This window comes from Cognatundibacterium luofuense (assembly GCF_018139685.1).
Classification (GTDB): domain Bacteria; phylum Pseudomonadota; class Gammaproteobacteria; order Burkholderiales; family Burkholderiaceae_D; genus Undibacterium; species Undibacterium luofuense.
The window spans coordinates 95,885-112,169 of the sequence record NZ_JAGSPN010000002.1; the positions used below are offsets into that span (position 1 = coordinate 95,885).

At 53.6% G+C, this 16,285-nt stretch carries 13 protein-coding genes; 7 read left to right on the top strand and 6 right to left on the bottom strand.

Translation table 11 applies throughout. From position 1 onward, the window contains the following. Window positions 1-157: 157 nt before the first annotated feature. Both KDM89_RS03910 and KDM89_RS03915 read left to right on the top strand, forming a co-directional pair. Window positions 158-1,288, top strand: a complete 1,131-nt coding sequence (locus tag KDM89_RS03910; protein WP_212686650.1) for an ABC transporter substrate-binding protein — start codon at window positions 158-160, stop codon at window positions 1,286-1,288. Between the two features lie 90 nt (window positions 1,289-1,378). Further along, the gene (locus KDM89_RS03915; RefSeq protein ID WP_212686651.1) at window positions 1,379-1,918 is read left to right on the top strand and encodes a porin family protein; all 540 of its coding nucleotides are present in this window, start codon (window positions 1,379-1,381) and stop codon (window positions 1,916-1,918) included. A 343-nt stretch (window positions 1,919-2,261) separates the two neighbouring features. On the opposite strand, the gene ppc is transcribed toward KDM89_RS03915, so the two are convergent. From ppc to edd, 4 genes are all read right to left on the bottom strand, one after another. After that, entirely contained in the window at window positions 2,262-5,018 is a 2,757-nt protein-coding gene (gene ppc / locus KDM89_RS03920; RefSeq protein ID WP_230427660.1) for a phosphoenolpyruvate carboxylase, read from the bottom strand. 180 nt (window positions 5,019-5,198) lie between these two features. Continuing rightward, window positions 5,199-6,833, bottom strand: coding sequence for a glucose-6-phosphate isomerase (gene pgi / locus KDM89_RS03925; RefSeq protein WP_212686653.1), 1,635 nt, complete (start codon window positions 6,831-6,833; stop codon window positions 5,199-5,201). An 85-nt stretch (window positions 6,834-6,918) separates the two neighbouring features. Further along, window positions 6,919-7,563 (bottom strand): bifunctional 4-hydroxy-2-oxoglutarate aldolase/2-dehydro-3-deoxy-phosphogluconate aldolase, encoded by a 645-nt coding sequence (gene eda, locus KDM89_RS03930; protein WP_212686654.1) that lies wholly within the window; start codon window positions 7,561-7,563, stop codon window positions 6,919-6,921. A 75-nt stretch (window positions 7,564-7,638) separates the two neighbouring features. Then, window positions 7,639-9,489 (bottom strand): phosphogluconate dehydratase, encoded by a 1,851-nt coding sequence (gene edd / locus KDM89_RS03935; protein ID WP_212686655.1) that lies wholly within the window; start codon window positions 9,487-9,489, stop codon window positions 7,639-7,641. Window positions 9,490-9,811: 322 nt separating this feature from the next. On the opposite strand from edd, the gene zwf reads away from it, so the two are divergent. The 5 genes from zwf (at window position 9,812) to KDM89_RS03960 (ending at window position 14,490) form a co-directional block, all read left to right on the top strand. Further along, window positions 9,812-11,272, top strand: a complete 1,461-nt coding sequence (gene zwf / locus KDM89_RS03940; protein ID WP_212686656.1) for a glucose-6-phosphate dehydrogenase — start codon at window positions 9,812-9,814, stop codon at window positions 11,270-11,272. Next, complete coding sequence (locus KDM89_RS03945; RefSeq protein WP_212686657.1) at window positions 11,259-11,954, top strand: 6-phosphogluconolactonase; 696 nt, start codon at window positions 11,259-11,261, stop codon at window positions 11,952-11,954. Before zwf ends, KDM89_RS03945 begins: the two co-directional genes overlap by 14 nt. Window positions 11,955-12,070: 116 nt before the next feature. Next, the gene (locus tag KDM89_RS03950; protein WP_189355475.1) at window positions 12,071-12,961 is read left to right on the top strand and encodes an SIS domain-containing protein; all 891 of its coding nucleotides are present in this window, start codon (window positions 12,071-12,073) and stop codon (window positions 12,959-12,961) included. A gap of 202 nt (window positions 12,962-13,163) precedes the next feature. Continuing rightward, window positions 13,164-14,006, top strand: coding sequence for an HDOD domain-containing protein (locus KDM89_RS03955; RefSeq protein WP_189355476.1), 843 nt, complete (start codon window positions 13,164-13,166; stop codon window positions 14,004-14,006). Window positions 14,007-14,022: 16 nt separating this feature from the next. Further along, a complete protein-coding gene (locus tag KDM89_RS03960; RefSeq protein WP_212686658.1) occupies window positions 14,023-14,490 on the top strand; it encodes a YciI family protein in 468 nt (155 codons plus the stop codon). A 591-nt stretch (window positions 14,491-15,081) separates the two neighbouring features. Here KDM89_RS03960 and KDM89_RS03965 read toward each other — a convergent pair. Both KDM89_RS03965 and KDM89_RS03970 read right to left on the bottom strand, forming a co-directional pair. Then, on the bottom strand, window positions 15,082-15,261 hold the full coding sequence (locus KDM89_RS03965; RefSeq protein ID WP_212686659.1) for a hypothetical protein: 180 nt from the start codon (window positions 15,259-15,261) through the stop codon (window positions 15,082-15,084). Window positions 15,262-15,722: 461 nt separating this feature from the next. Next, complete coding sequence (locus KDM89_RS03970; RefSeq protein WP_329604615.1) at window positions 15,723-16,283, bottom strand: P-loop nucleotide/nucleoside kinase family protein; 561 nt, start codon at window positions 16,281-16,283, stop codon at window positions 15,723-15,725. Window positions 16,284-16,285: the final 2 nt, after the last annotated feature.

Genomic DNA, 16,285 nt, shown 5'->3' on the forward strand with positions numbered 1-16,285 from the left:
CACGATTCACCACCTTCTGAAGGGCTGTGCTCAAAATAAAAGCAGATTTCTGTGCTGCAAAGCATCAAATTTCCGTGGCGAAATGCCACCGTCACTGGTAGGTCATATTTGATCGGCAAACTTCGGGGCTTGTTTCAATTCCCGGTTTCCACGCATCATGTTGAAGATACTCTCCACCACTGTATTCCGTTTTTTCCTCCTGATTCTGGCTGTATTGCTTCCCGCGCACGTCAGCGCACAGGACAATCTGATTATCGTCGGTCAGGCAATCGATTTATCCGGACCGAATGCTGCAGTAGGCCGCGATTATGTGGCCGGTATCACGACCTTCTTCGACAGCATCAACAGCCATGGTGGCATTCACGGCAAGCGGGTTCGTTATCTGGTGCGCGATGATCAGGGCAATCCGGCCAACTCTGCAAAGCTGGCAGCGGAACTGATAGAGCGTGATAAAGCCGACTTTCTGATCGGCGGCATTGGCGCATCAACGGTCGATGCCGTCGTTGCGACACCTGCATTTCAGCAAAGTAAGATCAGCCTGTTTGCCCCTTTGTCAGGCGTACAGAAACAATATGGCGGCCGTGTTGTGTACTGGCGCCCCAGTGCAGAACAGGAAATGCAGTACATTTTTTCTTACTTCGACAAACTCGGCATTCGTCAGGTTGGTATCGCGCTGCAGGAAAACAGTGTGAATCACGACATGTACCAGTATGTTGTCAGCGAAATTCAGCGACGCAAAATGACGCTCAGCGGTGTCGTTAAAATTACCGGCAATCCCGACGAACTGCATCGCGAATCGGCGAAACTGGCCGCCGGCAATCCGAATATTGTGATCACCGTCGCCGATACCGTGGCGACCGGCTTATTTCTGAAATCCTTCCGCCGTTCCGCGCCCAAAGTGTTTGTCGCCGGCTTGTCGCTGACCAATCTGGATACAGTTGCAGAACTGGCGGGACGCGGCTCACTCGAATGGACGGTGTTTTCCCAGGTCGTGCCAAATCCGCTGGGAAAAAAGTCGGTCGTGCAGATTGATCACAGCAATATGATGAAGAAATTCCGTGACGAAGAACTGTCTTCTCTGACCTTCGAAGGTTTTCTGGTTGCAAAAACCCTGAGCCGTGCCATGCAAAATGGCCGCGGCGGGCGCGACATGTTCGCCGGCGTTACGGCGCAACGCAATCAGATCGATCTGGGCGGATTTCTGATGACACCGGATGAACAGCAAAACCGGATTTCGGGATTTGTCGATATCGCCCTGTTCCGCAAAGGCGGCGGCTTATTATTCTGAGAAACAACAACCTGAAATCGCAAAATTATTGCTTTGCATCATTATTCCGATTAGGCTTACGCGCGTTGAAACATGCACAGGCAATCGTATATGAACAAACTCATCCGCTCCGTTTTGCTGGCCGCCGCCAGTCTGTTACTCAGTCATACCGCAAGCGCGCAAGTGTACGCTGGCATTGGTGCAGGCAAAACTTCCTGGTCCTTAAATTGCACCGACACTTGCAACGCGAGCAAGCCAGATCTGCATCTGACACTGGGCTACGATCTGGGCCAGGACTGGAGCGTGGAAGGACGTTTCAGTAAGTTATCTGACGTCACCGAAACCACCAGACAATGGCGTTTCCGCAGCTACCAGACCGAAGTCGCCGGTCTGCGCCGTTTCATGGTGCAAAACAATCTGGTGACATTCGGCAAATTCGGCGTGACTTACACCCGCTTCAGCCCGCAGGAAACCAATGGCGCTACCGTAGAGAAAAGCAACCGCTTCAGCCCGATGGTTGGCGTTGGTCTGGCCTATAAAATCACCAATCTGGTCGCAGTACGCGGCGAAATCGAAACTCGCCAGATTCGCTTTATGGAACAAAACAGTAAAATCACCAGCGTCTCGTTCGGCATTCAGAAAGCCTTCTGAGCGCAACCTTTGCGACCTGAACACAGATGCAGCAGATCCATTTGCTGCACAAAAAAAACACCGCTCCTCCATCCGGACAGCGGTGTTTTTATTTACGGTTCACACAGATTTTCGCTGGCCTGGACCAGGTCAGTTGCAGAACCGCCTGTTTTTACTCAAAAATGCCCGAAATGCGGCGTTCAGCACAGCGATCCGGCGGTCGTCGGCAGAAAGTCCGGCTCTCCGGAAATGGCAGATGACGATATTTGCACAAATACAACCGTTTTGAGACTGAGAGAGCCATAAAAAAACGCTGCTCACACGCTTCCGTGAGCAGCGTTTTGACGGCATCGCCTGAACGGGTTTAACCGCTGTTGCGCAAGCCGGCGGCGATGCCGTTGATGGTCAGGTGGATACCGCGGCGGACGCGTTCGTCTGCGTCGCCTTCGCGGAAGCGTTGCAGCAATTCGATCTGTACATGGTTCAGCGGGGACATGTACGGGAAGCGGTTGCGAATCGAGCGTGCCAGCAGCGGATTGGCTTCCAGCAATTCATTCTGACCCGAGATTTGTTTCAGCACCGCAATGGTCAGGCTGTGTTCGTCCTGCATGCGCGGGAAAATGCGGTCACGCAGCGCCGGATCGCGCACCAGTTGCGCATAACGGCTGGCGATACCGATATCGCTTTTCGCCAGCACCATTTCCATATTCGACAGCACCGTCGCGAAGAAAGACCAGTTTTTGAACATGGCTTGCAAAGTTGCGAGGCCGGTATCCGGATGTTTTTCCAGATAACGCTGTACTGCCGTGCCGAAGCCAAACCAGCCCGGCAGCATCAGCCGGCATTGTGACCAGCTGAATACCCACGGAATAGCGCGCAAATCTTCAATCGCGGTGGTCTTTTTACGCGAAGCCGGACGGCTGCCGATATTCAGACCGGCGATTTCAGAAATCACGGTCGATTCCCAGAAATACTGTTCAAAGCCATCGGTTTCATAGACCAGATCGCGGTAAGCGCGGAATGCATCAGCAGATAATTCTTCCATGGCCGCCAGATACGCGGCTTCCGGTGCCGGTTCCTGATGCGCGAGCAAACTGGCTTCCACCGTCGCAGCAGCCAGCACTTCCAGATTGCGGCGACCAACTTCCGGATTGCCGTATTTGGCAGTAATCACTTCACCCTGCTCGGTCAAGCGAATTTGGCCCTGCACCGCACCGGCCGGCTGCGCCAGAATCGCCTGATAGCTAGGACCGCCGCCACGGCCAACCGAACCGCCGCGACCGTGGAACAGGCGCAGGCGGACGCCGTGTTTTTCAAATACTTTGATCAGTTCCAGCTCTGCTTTGTACAACTCCCAGCCGGAAGTCAGGAAACCGCCGTCTTTATTACTGTCGGAATAACCGAGCATGACTTCCTGCGCCTGCGCGCGGCTTGGCAGGAAACGTGCGTATTCAGGCAGGCTGAATAAACGGTCCATCGCGGTGGCGCTGTGCTGTAAATCGCCGATGGTTTCGAAAAGCGGGATGATGTTCACATCCAGGCGACCTTCCTGCGGATGCAGCAAGCCGGACTCTTTCAGCAACAGCGCCAGCTCAAGCATGTCGGAAACGCCGTCCGTTTTAGAGATGATGCAGTTCGGCACTGCCTGACGACCATAACGCTGATGCGCGAGCGCCGCACCACGGTAAATGGCGAGTTCGGAGCGAGTTTCGTCGGAATATGTCAGATAAGGTGATACCAGCGGACGCGCCGATGCGATTTCGCGGCACAGTAAGGCAATCCGCCCTTCTTCATCCAGACTCAGGTAATCCACCGATGCATCTGCGGCGCGCAGCAGTTCAGCCACGACGCGCTCATGCACATCCGAGTTCTGACGCAAATCCAGTGGTGCAAGATAAAAGCCGAAAACGCGCACTGCACGGCGCAAATGACGCAGGCGGCCACGGGTAATTTTGGCGGAACCGTTTTCCACCAGCGACTGGTGAATGATATCCAGATCAGCTGCCAGTGCTTCGGCGCTGTCATACGGTGCTGCCGGGCCGCTAGGCGGAATCACTGCATGCGCACCAAGTAAACCGGTGTAGGTTGCCGCCAGACGCGCATAAATGCCGCTGATCGCCAGACGATAAGGTTCATCCGAACGGTGCGGCGAATGATCCGGCGAACTTTCTGCCAGTGCGCGCAAATCATCCGACACATTCACCAGCAGGGTTGCCATCGACAATTGCGAACCCAGTGTATGCAATTCTTCCAGATAGAAACGGAAAACGCGGTTGGCCTGCATTGCCAGCGTTTTTTCCAGCACGTCGGCCGTCACAAACGGATTGCCGTCACGGTCGCCGCCGATCCAGCTGCCCATTTTCATGAAGCTTGGCAATTCTTTTTGGGCAAAGGCCGGATCGCGGGCGCGCAGCACATCTTCCAGACCGGCATACAGTGATGGCAATTCGCGCAGGAAGGTGTAGTCGTAAAAACTCAGACCATTTTCCACTTCATCCAGCACCGATAATTTGGAGGTACGCAGCATCCGGGTTTGCCACAGCGTCAGCACCGCGCGTCCCAACGCTTCATCATTCGCTTCCTGCTCTTCCGGGGTTAACTGCATACGGTCGCGCTCATCGAGCAAGCGTGCAATCACCATCTGGCAATTCAGAATACTTTTACGCTGGACTTCGGTCGGATGCGCAGTCAGTACCGGCACCACGCTGGCAGTATCAAAAAACTGGCCGATTTCCTCGCTGCTGCGGCCGGATGCATATAGTGCATCAATCGTGTAAGCCAGCGTGCCCGGACGCGCCGCAGAACCGGCGATCTGGTGCGCACGGGTGCGGCGGATGTGGTGCTGATCTTCCGCGATATTCACCAGATGCGAAAAATAACTGAATGCGCGGATCAGCTGTGTCATCGCATCATTGCTGAGGCCATCCAGTGTGGCTTCCAGCGTGGTGCGTGCCGACACATCCGCATCCCGGCTGAAACGCACCGATAACTGACGTACGGTTTCGATGCTGTCAAACACCTCATCACCATGCTGATTGCGGACTGTATCACCCAGAATACGACCGAGGCGGCGGATATCATCACGCAGGCTCTGATCTTTATCGTCTTGAAGTTCTTTCATTTTAAGGGCCGGAGTTAAGTGAGCATTCATGGCAAAGTGTAAAGGAGGACAATCAACGCACAGATGAAAATTATCGACGCGTGTGTGCACCGCAACAAACCAATTCGGGTGTCATTGACACCACAAATCCGTTTGCTGCAGAAATCAGCTTAAAAAAGGAATTTGACGTGAGACTTACATTCAGGCGACGCGCCGCAGTTTCTGACTGCGCGCCACCGCTTGCAATAAGCCACGGGTGGAACTGTCTTCCGGCTCGCGCACCGCTGCAGGATCAAGGCTGATCAGTTGCTGCGCCAGCGATTTACCGAGTTCCACGCCCCACTGATCGAAGGCATTGATATCCCAGATCACCGATTGCACAAACACTTTGTGCTCATACAAGGCAATCAGCGCACCCAGCGAACGCGGTGTCAGCGCATCTAACATCAGCGTGGAGGTCGGACGGTTACCTTCAAACACACGGTGCGCCAGCACATGATCCGGCTGGTCGCCGAGCTCCTGACGCACTTCTTCCAGCGTTTTACCCCACGCCATCGCTTTGGACTGCGCAAAACAGTTCGCCAGCAAAGCCTGATTATGGCTGGCCAGACCGGCATCATCATCTGCAACCACAATAAAATCAGTAGGAATAATCGTTGCGCCCTGATGCAGCAACTGAAAGTAAGCATGCTGACCATTAGTACCGGCTTCGCCGAACAGAATCGCAGAAGTCGAATAATCCACACGCTGACCTTCGCGGGTCACGGATTTACCGTTGCTTTCCATTTCCAGCTGCTGCAGATACGCCGGTAAGCGCGTCATACGCTGGTGATACGGTGCAATCGACAAAGCCTGCAAACCGAGGAAGTTGATATTCCAGACACCGATCAGCGCCATCAGCACTGGCAGATTCTGCTCCAGCGGCGCATGTGCAAAATGCAAATCCATTTCATGCGCACCGGCCAGCATTTCTTCAAAACGATCCGGGCCAATGTACAGTGCAATCGACAAACCGATCGCACTCCACATCGAATAACGGCCACCTGCCCAGTTCCAGAACGGGAATACATTTTCTGCCGCAATACCAAAGGCTTCTGCAGCTTTGACATTGGTGCTCAGCGCCACAAAATGCTGACGAATCTGATCAGTTGGGCAGCCATGCGCCAGCATCCATTCACGGGCGGTTTTCGCATTAGTCAGTGTTTCCATCGTGGTGAAGGTTTTCGATGCCACCACGAATAAAGTCGTTTCAGGATCTGCATTTGCCAGCGCGTCCGCCACATGACGGCCATCCACATTCGAGACAAAATGCAGCGATAAATTCTTTTGCGACCACGGCGCCAGTGCGATACACGCCATTTGCGGCCCCAGATCGGAACCGCCGATACCGATATTGACAATCGTACGTATCGGTTTACCGGTATATCCGAGCCAGCGCCCTTCCCTTACCGCATTCGCAAATTCACGCATTTGCGTCAGTACCGCATGCACATCTGCCGCGATATTCTGACCATTCAGCATGAAGGATTCTTCTTTCGGCAAACGCAATACCGTATGCAGTACGGCCCGGTTTTCAGTGTGATTGACTGCTTCACCGCGCAGCATGGCATCACGGCGCTGCTCGACTTGCTGTTGTCTTGCCAGCGCCAGCAAATTCAGTTTCGCCGTCGTGTCCATGCGCTGTTTGGAATAGTCGAGCAGAATGCCACAGGCCGAGGCGGAAAAATGGTTAAAGCGTTGCGGATCCGCTTTAAACAAATCTTTCAGGCTGGGCATATGGGTAGCACGTTGTTGCAACAGGCACCAGAGCGGCGTACGGGAAACAGAATGAGCCATGATAGTCAGTACAATCCGGGAAGAAAAAACAGGTTCAACACAAAAAAAAGGCAACGCCCTGAAGGGAGTTGCCTGAATTCAGAGATCAGCTTTGCCGGCCTGCAGCCGCTGCAGCGGCAGCCAGCTGGCCGATTTGCGCCCAGTCGCCAGCGTTGATCAGCGGTGCAGGACACATCCAGGAACCGCCGACACACAATACGTTAGGCTGCGCCAGCATTTGCGGCGTGCTTTCCAGCGTCACACCACCGGTCAGGCAGAATTTCACATCCGGGAACGGACCGCCGAGTGCTTTCGCCATTTTGACGCCACCTACCAGATCGGCCGGAAACAGCTTCACAACTTTGAAACCGTGCTCCACCGCCAGCATCAGATCACTGGCACTGCCGACACCCGGAAAATATGGCAAAGCACTGTCACGCGCTGCTGCAGCCAGCACAGGCGTAATGCCGGGACTGATACCGAACGCTGCACCGGTAGCCAGCACCGCATCCAGTTGCGCCGGTGTCAGAATGGTTCCTGCACCAACGGTGACTTGCGGGCAGGCTTTCACGACTTCTTTCAGCACCGTCATCGCATTCGGTGTCCGCAGTGTGATTTCCACGGCTGGCAAACCATTTGCCGCCAGCGCATTCACACAATGAATCGCCTGATCGACATCATCGGTTACCAGAATCGGCAATACTTTTACGTCTGCGAGTTGCGCGGTAATTTCATTGAGTTGCTTGCTCATCATGTCTCCTGTTCTGTCTTCCCCGCACGGTGATCCGCTGCACACAGGGGGAGCTGTGCGCAGCGGCTACCGGCATCAGACAGCGGTATCGATAAATAAAGTGCTTGCACCCTGCTCCGGACTGGTCACTACCAGACGCTGGGCAGCAAACAAATCACGGCCAAAGCCTGTTGTTGTATCCGGTTTTGCGGAGCGCACTGCGCGGCTGTTCCATTCGGCTTCATCTACTAATGCACGCAATTCACCGGTATGCACATTCAGTTCAATCAGATCGCCGTCACGCACTTTACCGAGCGGGCCGCCTTGCGCCACTTCCGGGCTGACATGCAGCGCTGCCGGTACTTTGCCGGAAGCTCCGGACATACGGCCATCGGTGACCAGCGCAACTTTATGTCCGGCAGACATCAGGCTGCCGAGCACCGGTGTGAACTGATGCAGCTCCGGCATACCGTTAGCACGTGGTCCCTGATAAATTACAACTGCCACAAAATCACGATTCAGTTCACCCGCCTTATACGCGTTAACAAGTGCATCCTGTGATTCAAACACCACTGCCGGCGCGCGGATTATCCATGCATCCTCCGGCACGGCAGAGGCTTTCACAATCGCACGACCAAGATTACCCTGCAGCAAACGCAATCCACCTGTCGGTGCAAATGGTTCCGCAACCGGACGCAGTACGCTGGTGTCGCCGGACACTTCCGGCAGCGCATCCCATTGCACGCGACCATCTTCACCCAGCGACGGTGTTACTGCATGACCATGCAAGCCTTGTTTGCCGAATACAGTCATCACATCACCGTGCATCAGACCGGCGTTCACCAGTTCACGAATCACGAATGAAGGGCCACCGGCATCCTGGAAGGCATTCACGTCTGCAGTGCCATTCGGATAAACGCGCGCCAGCAGCGGCACCACGGAAGACAGTTCATCAAAGTCCTGCCAGTCGATCAGAATGCCGGCCGCACGTGCGACAGCAATCCAGTGAATGGTGTGATTAGTCGAACCACCGGTTGCCAGCAGCGAGATCAGTGCATTCACGATGGCTTTTTCATTTACCAGCTCACCGATAGGCGTGTAATCACCGGCGATTTCTGTCAGCTGCACAATGCGCTCGGTCGCGGCTTCAGTCAGTGCATTACGCAACGGGCTGGACGGATGCACGAAAGCGGAACCCGGCAAATGCAGGCCCATTGCTTCCAGCAGCATCTGATTACTGTTCGCAGTACCGTAGAACGTACATGTACCGGCGCTGTGGTAAGCCGCGCTTTCTGCTGCCAGCAATTCTTCTTTGGTCGCTTTGCCCTGCGCATAACGTTCACGCACTGCCGCTTTTTCTTTATTCGACAAACCGGAACCCATAGGACCGGCAGGTACAAAGATCACCGGCAAGTGGCCGAAAGCCAGTGCACCAATCAGTAAGCCCGGTACGATTTTGTCGCAGATACCAAGGCACAAGGCAGCATCAAAAGCGTCATGCGATAAGGCAACCGCCGTTGCCTGCGCAATTACATCGCGCGAGAACAAGGACAACTCCATGCCCGGACGACCTTGCGTCACGCCGTCACACATTGCCGGCACTGCACCGGCAACCTGCGCCGTGGCACCGGCTTTTAATGCAGCCTGACGAATCAGTTCCGGATAGCCTTCATAAGGCTGATGCGCAGACAACATATCGTTGTAAGCCGTCACGATACCGATATTCGGTTTCTGCGCCTGCGCCAGCCAGATTTTCGATTTACTGTCCATCGCGGCATTTGCATGTGCCTGATTAGCGCATGACAAACTGCTGCGACGCGGGCCGCGGCCTTTGAACTGACGGAGTTGTTCGAGATAGGCAGAGCGCAGCGATCGGCTGCGCTCTGTAATACGTTGCGTGACCTGTTGGATCACTGGGTGGAGACCGGAAGTTGTGGTAGTTGTCATTTAACTCACCTATGCTGTTGGCAGCGGTTACTGCCCGGAAGATCAAAATGTTCACGCAAACCGGTTGAGCTGCTGCACCTGATCGGTTTGCGTAAAAATTCTGATGATCAGCTGACAGAACGATAGCACAAATTCAGAAATTTACGTAACAAACTTTCAGAATTGTCGATTTAACCGATAAATTTACAGAAATAAAACCACAAAAACGTAAAGAAACTACATTTTTGATTTTTTTCTGGCATAATTCAAACACTGAAAAAGCACCGGAACGCCATGCCGGCAAGCCGGTTGAACAGCACAGCCAACTCTCTGTGGAGACAATATGACCACCTTTGTTCTTTTCGGCGGCACCGGCGATCTGGCCCGGCGCAAGATTATTCCGGCGCTGTACAGTGCCTTTGTGAACGACAGGCTGGATGCCTCGTTCCGCTTCATCGGTGCTGCGCGGGAAGGATTGCAAAGTGCGGAATACCGTCAGCGTGTAGCGGACGCTATTGCCCAGTTTGGCGGCAAAGTTTCCGGTGGTACGCCTGAAAAACTAGCCGCCTTTCTGGACGTGACTTACTATCAGAAAGTCGATGCCCGCATCCCCGAAGATTTCGATGGTTTGCGCGCTCAGATTCCCGCCAGCGAAGACAACCCTACTCTGTTCTATCTGGCAACAGCACCGAACATCTTTATTCCCGTTGTCGAGCAATTACATGCGCATGGACTGACTTCCGGTAACGCACGTGTGGTGGTTGAAAAACCGCTGGGCCGCGATGGTCAGTCAGCGCTGGCAATCAATCAGGCTTTGCGCCAGTATCTGCAGGAAAATCAGATTTACCGTATTGATCACTATCTCGGTAAAGAAATGGTGCAAAACCTGCTGGCGCTGCGTTTTGCGAACTCTTTTCTCGAACCGCTGTGGAACCGTAAGTGGATTCAGGATGTTCAGATTTCGATTTCTGAACAAGTCGGCGTTGAGTCCCGGGGCGAGTTTTACGACCAGACCGGCGCCATGCGCGACATGATTCAGAACCATTTACTGCAACTGGTATCGATTGTGGCAATGGAACCGCCGGTGAATGCTGATCCGGATTCTATCCGCGATGAAAAAGTCAAAGCCTTGCGTGCTTTACACAAATTCACACCGGAAGAGGTGTCCAAAAAGACAGTGCGTGGTCAGTACCGTGCAGGTGCGGTTGATGGAAAAGCCGTGCCGGGCTACCAGACTGAACCGGGTGTTCCGTCCGCGTCGCGCGCAGAGACTTTTGTCGCTATCCGCGCTGAAATTGATAACTGGCGCTGGGCTGGCGTACCGTTCTATCTGCGTACCGGCAAACGCATGGCGACCCGCAGTGCGGAAATTACCATCAACTTCAAACCGATTCCGTATTCGATTTTCGGCAATGGACAAGGCCCGATGCGCTCTAACCGTCTGGTGATTTCCTTGCAGCCGGAAGAAAGCGTGAAGCTGTTCATGAAAGCTAAAGAACCGGGCGAAGGCATCCGCTTATCGGAAGTCGCACTGGATCTGGATTTTGCTGAAGTGTCCACCTCACGCCGCGTGGAATCGTATGAACGTCTGTTATTGGACGCGATGCGCGGCGATCTGACCCTGTTCGTCCGCGACGATGAACTGATGGCGGCATGGAACTGGGTTGATCCTATTCTGCAGGCATGGCAGAACGACAGCGAAGGTTTGAAATCGTATATCGCAGGCAGCTGGGGGCCGGTTGCCGCCAGCTATCTGCTGGCACAGCACGGTGCAGCCTGGGGAGAAGAATATGTTGAAGGCTAATCCGGCGGTGCAGCCCGACTTGCAGTGGCACACATTCGACAACTTTGACGCACTAAGTACAGCACTCAGCGAGCAATGGCTGAGCCTGATTCAGCAGGCATGCAGCGGCAGCAGTTTTGCACTGGCTGGTGGTTCCACGCCATCGCCGGTGTATCGCAAACTGGATGCCTTGCTGGCGCAAAATAAAACGCCTGCACTGTGCAAACTGGTAGCGACCGATGAGCGCTGGGTCACCGATGCTGATGCGCAAAGCAATGAGGGTTTATTCCGTCGCTGCTTTGAACAAAGCATGGATAAAGGGCAAACAACGCTGGTTTCACTGAAAGATGCTGCCAGCACACCGGAAATTGCAACCTCCGCCATCCATCAGCGTTTGCAACAGCAATTGCCACAGGCATTTGATGCTGTACTGATCGGCATGGGAGCCGATGGCCATGTCGCCTCCCTGTTTCCCGGCGCACCGGTGCAGCATGACGATCTCGATTGTCTGGCAGCGCTGCATCCGCAAACCCGTCAGTGCCGCATGTCTTTGTCGCTGCCGCGTCTGGTGAATACCCGTCGCCTCTGGCTGGTGATCAGCGGCGCTGAAAAACGTCAGGTTCTGGAAAACGCAGCCGATTTACCGGTCGCTGGGCTGGTACGTGCCGCTGGCTGTACCGTTGATGTGTTCTGGTGTCCATGACACTGCAACCTGCTGTCAGCCATCCCTGACAGCAGGTTTCTTTCCCTGTCCGGGGCGGTTACAATTCCGCTTCCCTCTACCGGTTTCACGATCAATCTGCGCATAAGAAAAAGACGATGGCAACCTCGCTGACCGATACCCGCTCTTCCCCGCCGAATGAAAAAGGCTTGCTGGCCCGCATCCGCATTGCCAGTACGGCACTGAGCCGCGCTGAACGGCAGGTGGCAGAATTTCTGCTGCAAAAGCCGCATGATGCGCTGGAAATGTCGATCCGCGTTCTCGCACAGGCCTGCGATGTCAGCGAACCAACCGTGGCCCGTTTTTCCCAAAGTCTGGGTTTTGATGGTTTCAAATCGTTCAAGCTGGCATTCGCGAAGAGCCTGGCAACCGGCATTCCGTATCTGCATCTGGATGTGAATCAGGCCGATCAGGTACGTGATGTATTACCGAAAGTGTTTGACCGCACCATCGCTGCACTGATGGAAGCGCGCAATAACGCGAATATTCCGAATTTCGAAGCGGCTGTGAATCTGCTGGCGCGTGCACGCCGGATTGAATGTTACGGCCTCGGCTATTCCGGCGCACTGGCCACCGATGCGCAACTGAAATTTTTCCGTTTCGGCATTCCGACTACAGTATTTTGCGATGCCCACTTGCAGGCGCAGTCTGCCTCGTTACTGAACAGTGATTGTGTCGTGGTGGCGTTTTCCCGCACCGGCCGCACCCGCGATCTGATCCACAGTGTGCAGATCGCCAAAAATGCCGGTGCGCGTGTACTGGTGCTGTGTGCCAGCGGCGGCCCGCTGGCGGATCTGGCGGATGTGCATCTGAGTGTGGACGTGGAGGAAGATCCGGATGTATACACACCGATGACATCCCGCCTCGCCCATCTGACCTATATCGATGCACTGGCGGTTGCCGTGACATTACTGCGCGGACCGGCAGCAATTGATATGCTGGAAAAAGTGAAATCCAGCATCAGCGCCAAACGCGTACAGCAAGAATAAACCGCAAGACGGAATCACCAGCCCGACATTCAGCCCGCATCACATCTGAAACGCCGAAAACATTGTCGTACAGCATGTTTTCGGCGTTTTTCGTTTTCTGACCTCGCTTATTCGTCGTACAAAACCGACAAACAAACACCCTTTTCCGCCGCGCAATCGCATCGCCCGTGGTTTTCAGTAATACTGTTTTCCGGAGGTGTTTATGGTTCAACTGACAAGCGAACAAATTGCGCAAGACATTCAGGACTTACCCAGTCTGCCCGGTCTGGTGATGGATATTCTGAACAACATCGATCAGGACGATGTGGATGTGCGCGAACTGGCAGAAAAAGTGTCACGCGATCTGGCGCTGACCGCAAAGACCCTGCGTTTTGCCAATTCTGCGTATTACACCACCATGGTGAAAGTCACCACCATTGATCAGGCGATCAGCCTGCTGGGTTTAAATCAGGTCAGACAAATCATTATCAGTGCCGCGCTGACCGGCTGCTTTCCCGAAAATAATTGCCCCGGCTTCAGCCATCTGCAATTCTGGCGACATTCCAATCTGGTGGCGATTGTTGCCCGCTTGCTGGCAAAGCACCTGAAATTCAATCCCGTCGTCGCTGGCACTGCAGGCATATTGCACGACATCGGCACGCTGGTGCTGGTCAGCAGTCACAGTGATGCCTACGCCGAAGTATTGCGGCATCAGGAAGAAAAACAATTACAGCAATTGTTTGCAGAGCGTCACATACTCGGCACCGATCATGCGGCAGTCGGCGAAGCGCTGGCGCGCGCGTGGATGTTCTCCGAAGAAATGACCCATGCAATTGCCTACCACCATCAGCCGGAACGGCCCGGTGCCGGCTTTCTTGCCACCATCATTCACGTGGCGAACGGTATCACCCACGCGATTACCGAAAGTGCCAGCACGGAAATTCGCGATGCCGACATTTCCGCACTATCATGGCAAAGTCTGGGCATCAGCGAAGCGGATTTGCAGGCACTGACCAATGAAGCCGCTGATCTGTTTGTCCGCATGGAAAGTGAAATTGACCTATAAACCGGAAGGAATGAACATGCGCCGCGCCCTGCTAATGAGTTTATTTTGCAGCACACTGTCCGCTGCTTCTGCGAATGCGCAGGAAGCCCAGCTTGCCAATCCCGATTTCAAACCGGAACTGGCAAAACAGCTCGGTGCCGACAAAATCGGCATGCGCCATTATGTGATGGTGATTCTGAAAACCGGCCCGAACAAAATCCCTGCTGGTAAAGAGCGCGACGCGATGTTCGCCGGTCACTTTGCGAATATGAAGCGGCTGGCGAACGAAGGGAAATTAATGGTGGCGGGTCCGGCAGATGGCGTGGATGGCTGGCGCGGCATGTTCTTTTTCGCGGTCGATAATATCGACGCTGCCCGCGAACTGACTGCGACCGACCCCGTCATTCAGCAAGGCGAAATGATCGCCGAATACCACAAAGTGTATTTATCGGCGGCGCTGATGCAAGTGCCGCGGATACACAAACAAATTTCCGCTAAAAACTGAAACCCATTACAGGCGTTTGCTTTGGCATCTGCGCATGCTTCGGAATGCCTGAAAACGCCCGAAATGCGGACTTCAGCACAGCGATCCGGCGGTCGCCGGCAGAAAGTCCGGGGCTCAGCAATTGCCTGATGCAGATAGCTGCACAGAAATTTTTTGATCGGCTGGAAAGTGTCCACGAAACTTACGGCGATTCAAGTCGTTTTTGACGCTTCACTCCTGATTCGGAAACTTCAGATGAATATCGTACTGCTTTGAAGATGCAAATCAATGCATATCTCTGACATTATGAGCAAATCTAATTAAAATAAAACATATTAACGCCCACAGTCAGAAGATAAGCAACAATGCTACACACACCCAAAAATAAACCTTCTTTTTTTGAAAGTTTTTTATGCCTCAGCCAGAGTGTTCCATGACATATTGCGCCAAGAAGTAAAAAAAACATGAACAATGTGAGTTTATTGGGCATAAAACTATCACCTACAATTTAATAAAATCATAATTTGACCGCTGGACGCTGCCGCACTTGCCACCACACTAGCGACCATCCCTGGATATCCAGCTATCGCCCTACTAAGAATAGAACTTAAATTAACAGCTTTTGAAGCTGCGCCACATCCAGATGCCAGCGCACTCTGCTTTCCAGCCACGCCGCGTGTACATCGCAGCTCCGCGCGCCTCACCTTCCACCTCAATCAGCGTATCGTGCATACGGATTGCAATCAGTGTAATTTCTTCGGCGGAGGCGGGATTCTGGGGGCGAAGATGCATACAGAGTCAGCTGTCCTGAAGATGAAAAAAACGTTGTTTGACGCATTCATTGCGAAGAATTAGCAGATAGCCAACGACTGCCAGACTCATCGTTGCAATCAGTATTTCTGACGGCAACTGAAAAGTCGTTTTGAAAATGGACAGAACGCAACTCGCCAGCATTCCTAGCGACGTACCGGTTTCCAGAAGCTTTTCTGCCGCAGAGTAGCGCCGTTCCAAACGACATGCGCACGCCGGGCACTCATACTCAACACGACTTCGAAAGCTGCGCGGATTCATCACCAGCATTTTCGGACCAAAAAAGGGAAAACGTACGTCACAGCAAGGACAAGTTTCTCTGTACATGACGCATCCAATAAAAAAGTTTAATAACCAAATGACCAAACGGCATAAAACAAAGGTATGTCACGCACTATCTGAGTAATCACAAGCGCGAAATCGTGATGTCCAGACCGACAAGATTATGTCCGTTCGTGTTCGCTAAAATAAAACCGGATATCGAACTCGCGGCACTCATCTTCATCCGGCGCCTGCCACATCTGACTCGCGATTTCAAAAACCGTCTCTGTCACTTGCATCGCATAAGTCGGTCCCCACTCACGATTGCGCTGCTGCACGCGCTGCCAGCGTACTTCCTGCGATGCTTCCAGCACATGCATTGTCAAAGGAAAACCCGCTGCGATGATCTGACGGCAAAACGCTTGTCGCTGTTCCGCCTGAATTAAGCCCATTTCCAGAATCACGTCTTGACCGCTGGCGAGGATCTGCTGCGCATGCCACCACAAGGTTTGCAATAAACGCTCTTTACGTGCCAGATACCAGTTCACCACATCCGTTTGCGGACGATCCGGGCTGAACAAGGCCACAAACCATTGATCCAGCGCCAGATGGACTGCCTGCTTTTCGTTTGCCAGTTGTGCCGAAAACCTTGACTTACCGGCTCCGACAGGACCTTCGATCAGATATACCATTGGCATGATGTATTCCTCTGAAGAATTTTTATCATGCCATGATATCAACAAAC

Bases quoted from the DNA above. Each gene is read 5' to 3' on its own strand.
- ppc (WP_230427660.1), bottom strand. From the start codon at position 5,018: ATGAAAGAACTTCAAGACGATAAAGATCAGAGCCTGCGTGATGATATC.
- KDM89_RS03910 (WP_212686650.1), top strand. From the start codon at position 158: ATGTTGAAGATACTCTCCACCACTGTATTCCGTTTTTTCCTCCTGATT.
- KDM89_RS03960 (WP_212686658.1), top strand. From the start codon at position 14,023: ATGCGCCGCGCCCTGCTAATGAGTTTATTTTGCAGCACACTGTCCGCT.
- eda (WP_212686654.1), bottom strand. From the start codon at position 7,563: ATGAGCAAGCAACTCAATGAAATTACCGCGCAACTCGCAGACGTAAAA.
- zwf (WP_212686656.1), top strand. From the start codon at position 9,812: ATGACCACCTTTGTTCTTTTCGGCGGCACCGGCGATCTGGCCCGGCGC.
- KDM89_RS03945 (WP_212686657.1), top strand. From the start codon at position 11,259: ATGTTGAAGGCTAATCCGGCGGTGCAGCCCGACTTGCAGTGGCACACA.
- pgi (WP_212686653.1), bottom strand. From the start codon at position 6,833: ATGGCTCATTCTGTTTCCCGTACGCCGCTCTGGTGCCTGTTGCAACAA.
- KDM89_RS03950 (WP_189355475.1), top strand. From the start codon at position 12,071: ATGGCAACCTCGCTGACCGATACCCGCTCTTCCCCGCCGAATGAAAAA.
- KDM89_RS03955 (WP_189355476.1), top strand. From the start codon at position 13,164: ATGGTTCAACTGACAAGCGAACAAATTGCGCAAGACATTCAGGACTTA.
- edd (WP_212686655.1), bottom strand. From the start codon at position 9,489: ATGACAACTACCACAACTTCCGGTCTCCACCCAGTGATCCAACAGGTC.
- KDM89_RS03965 (WP_212686659.1), bottom strand. From the start codon at position 15,261: ATGCATCTTCGCCCCCAGAATCCCGCCTCCGCCGAAGAAATTACACTG.
- KDM89_RS03915 (WP_212686651.1), top strand. From the start codon at position 1,379: ATGAACAAACTCATCCGCTCCGTTTTGCTGGCCGCCGCCAGTCTGTTA.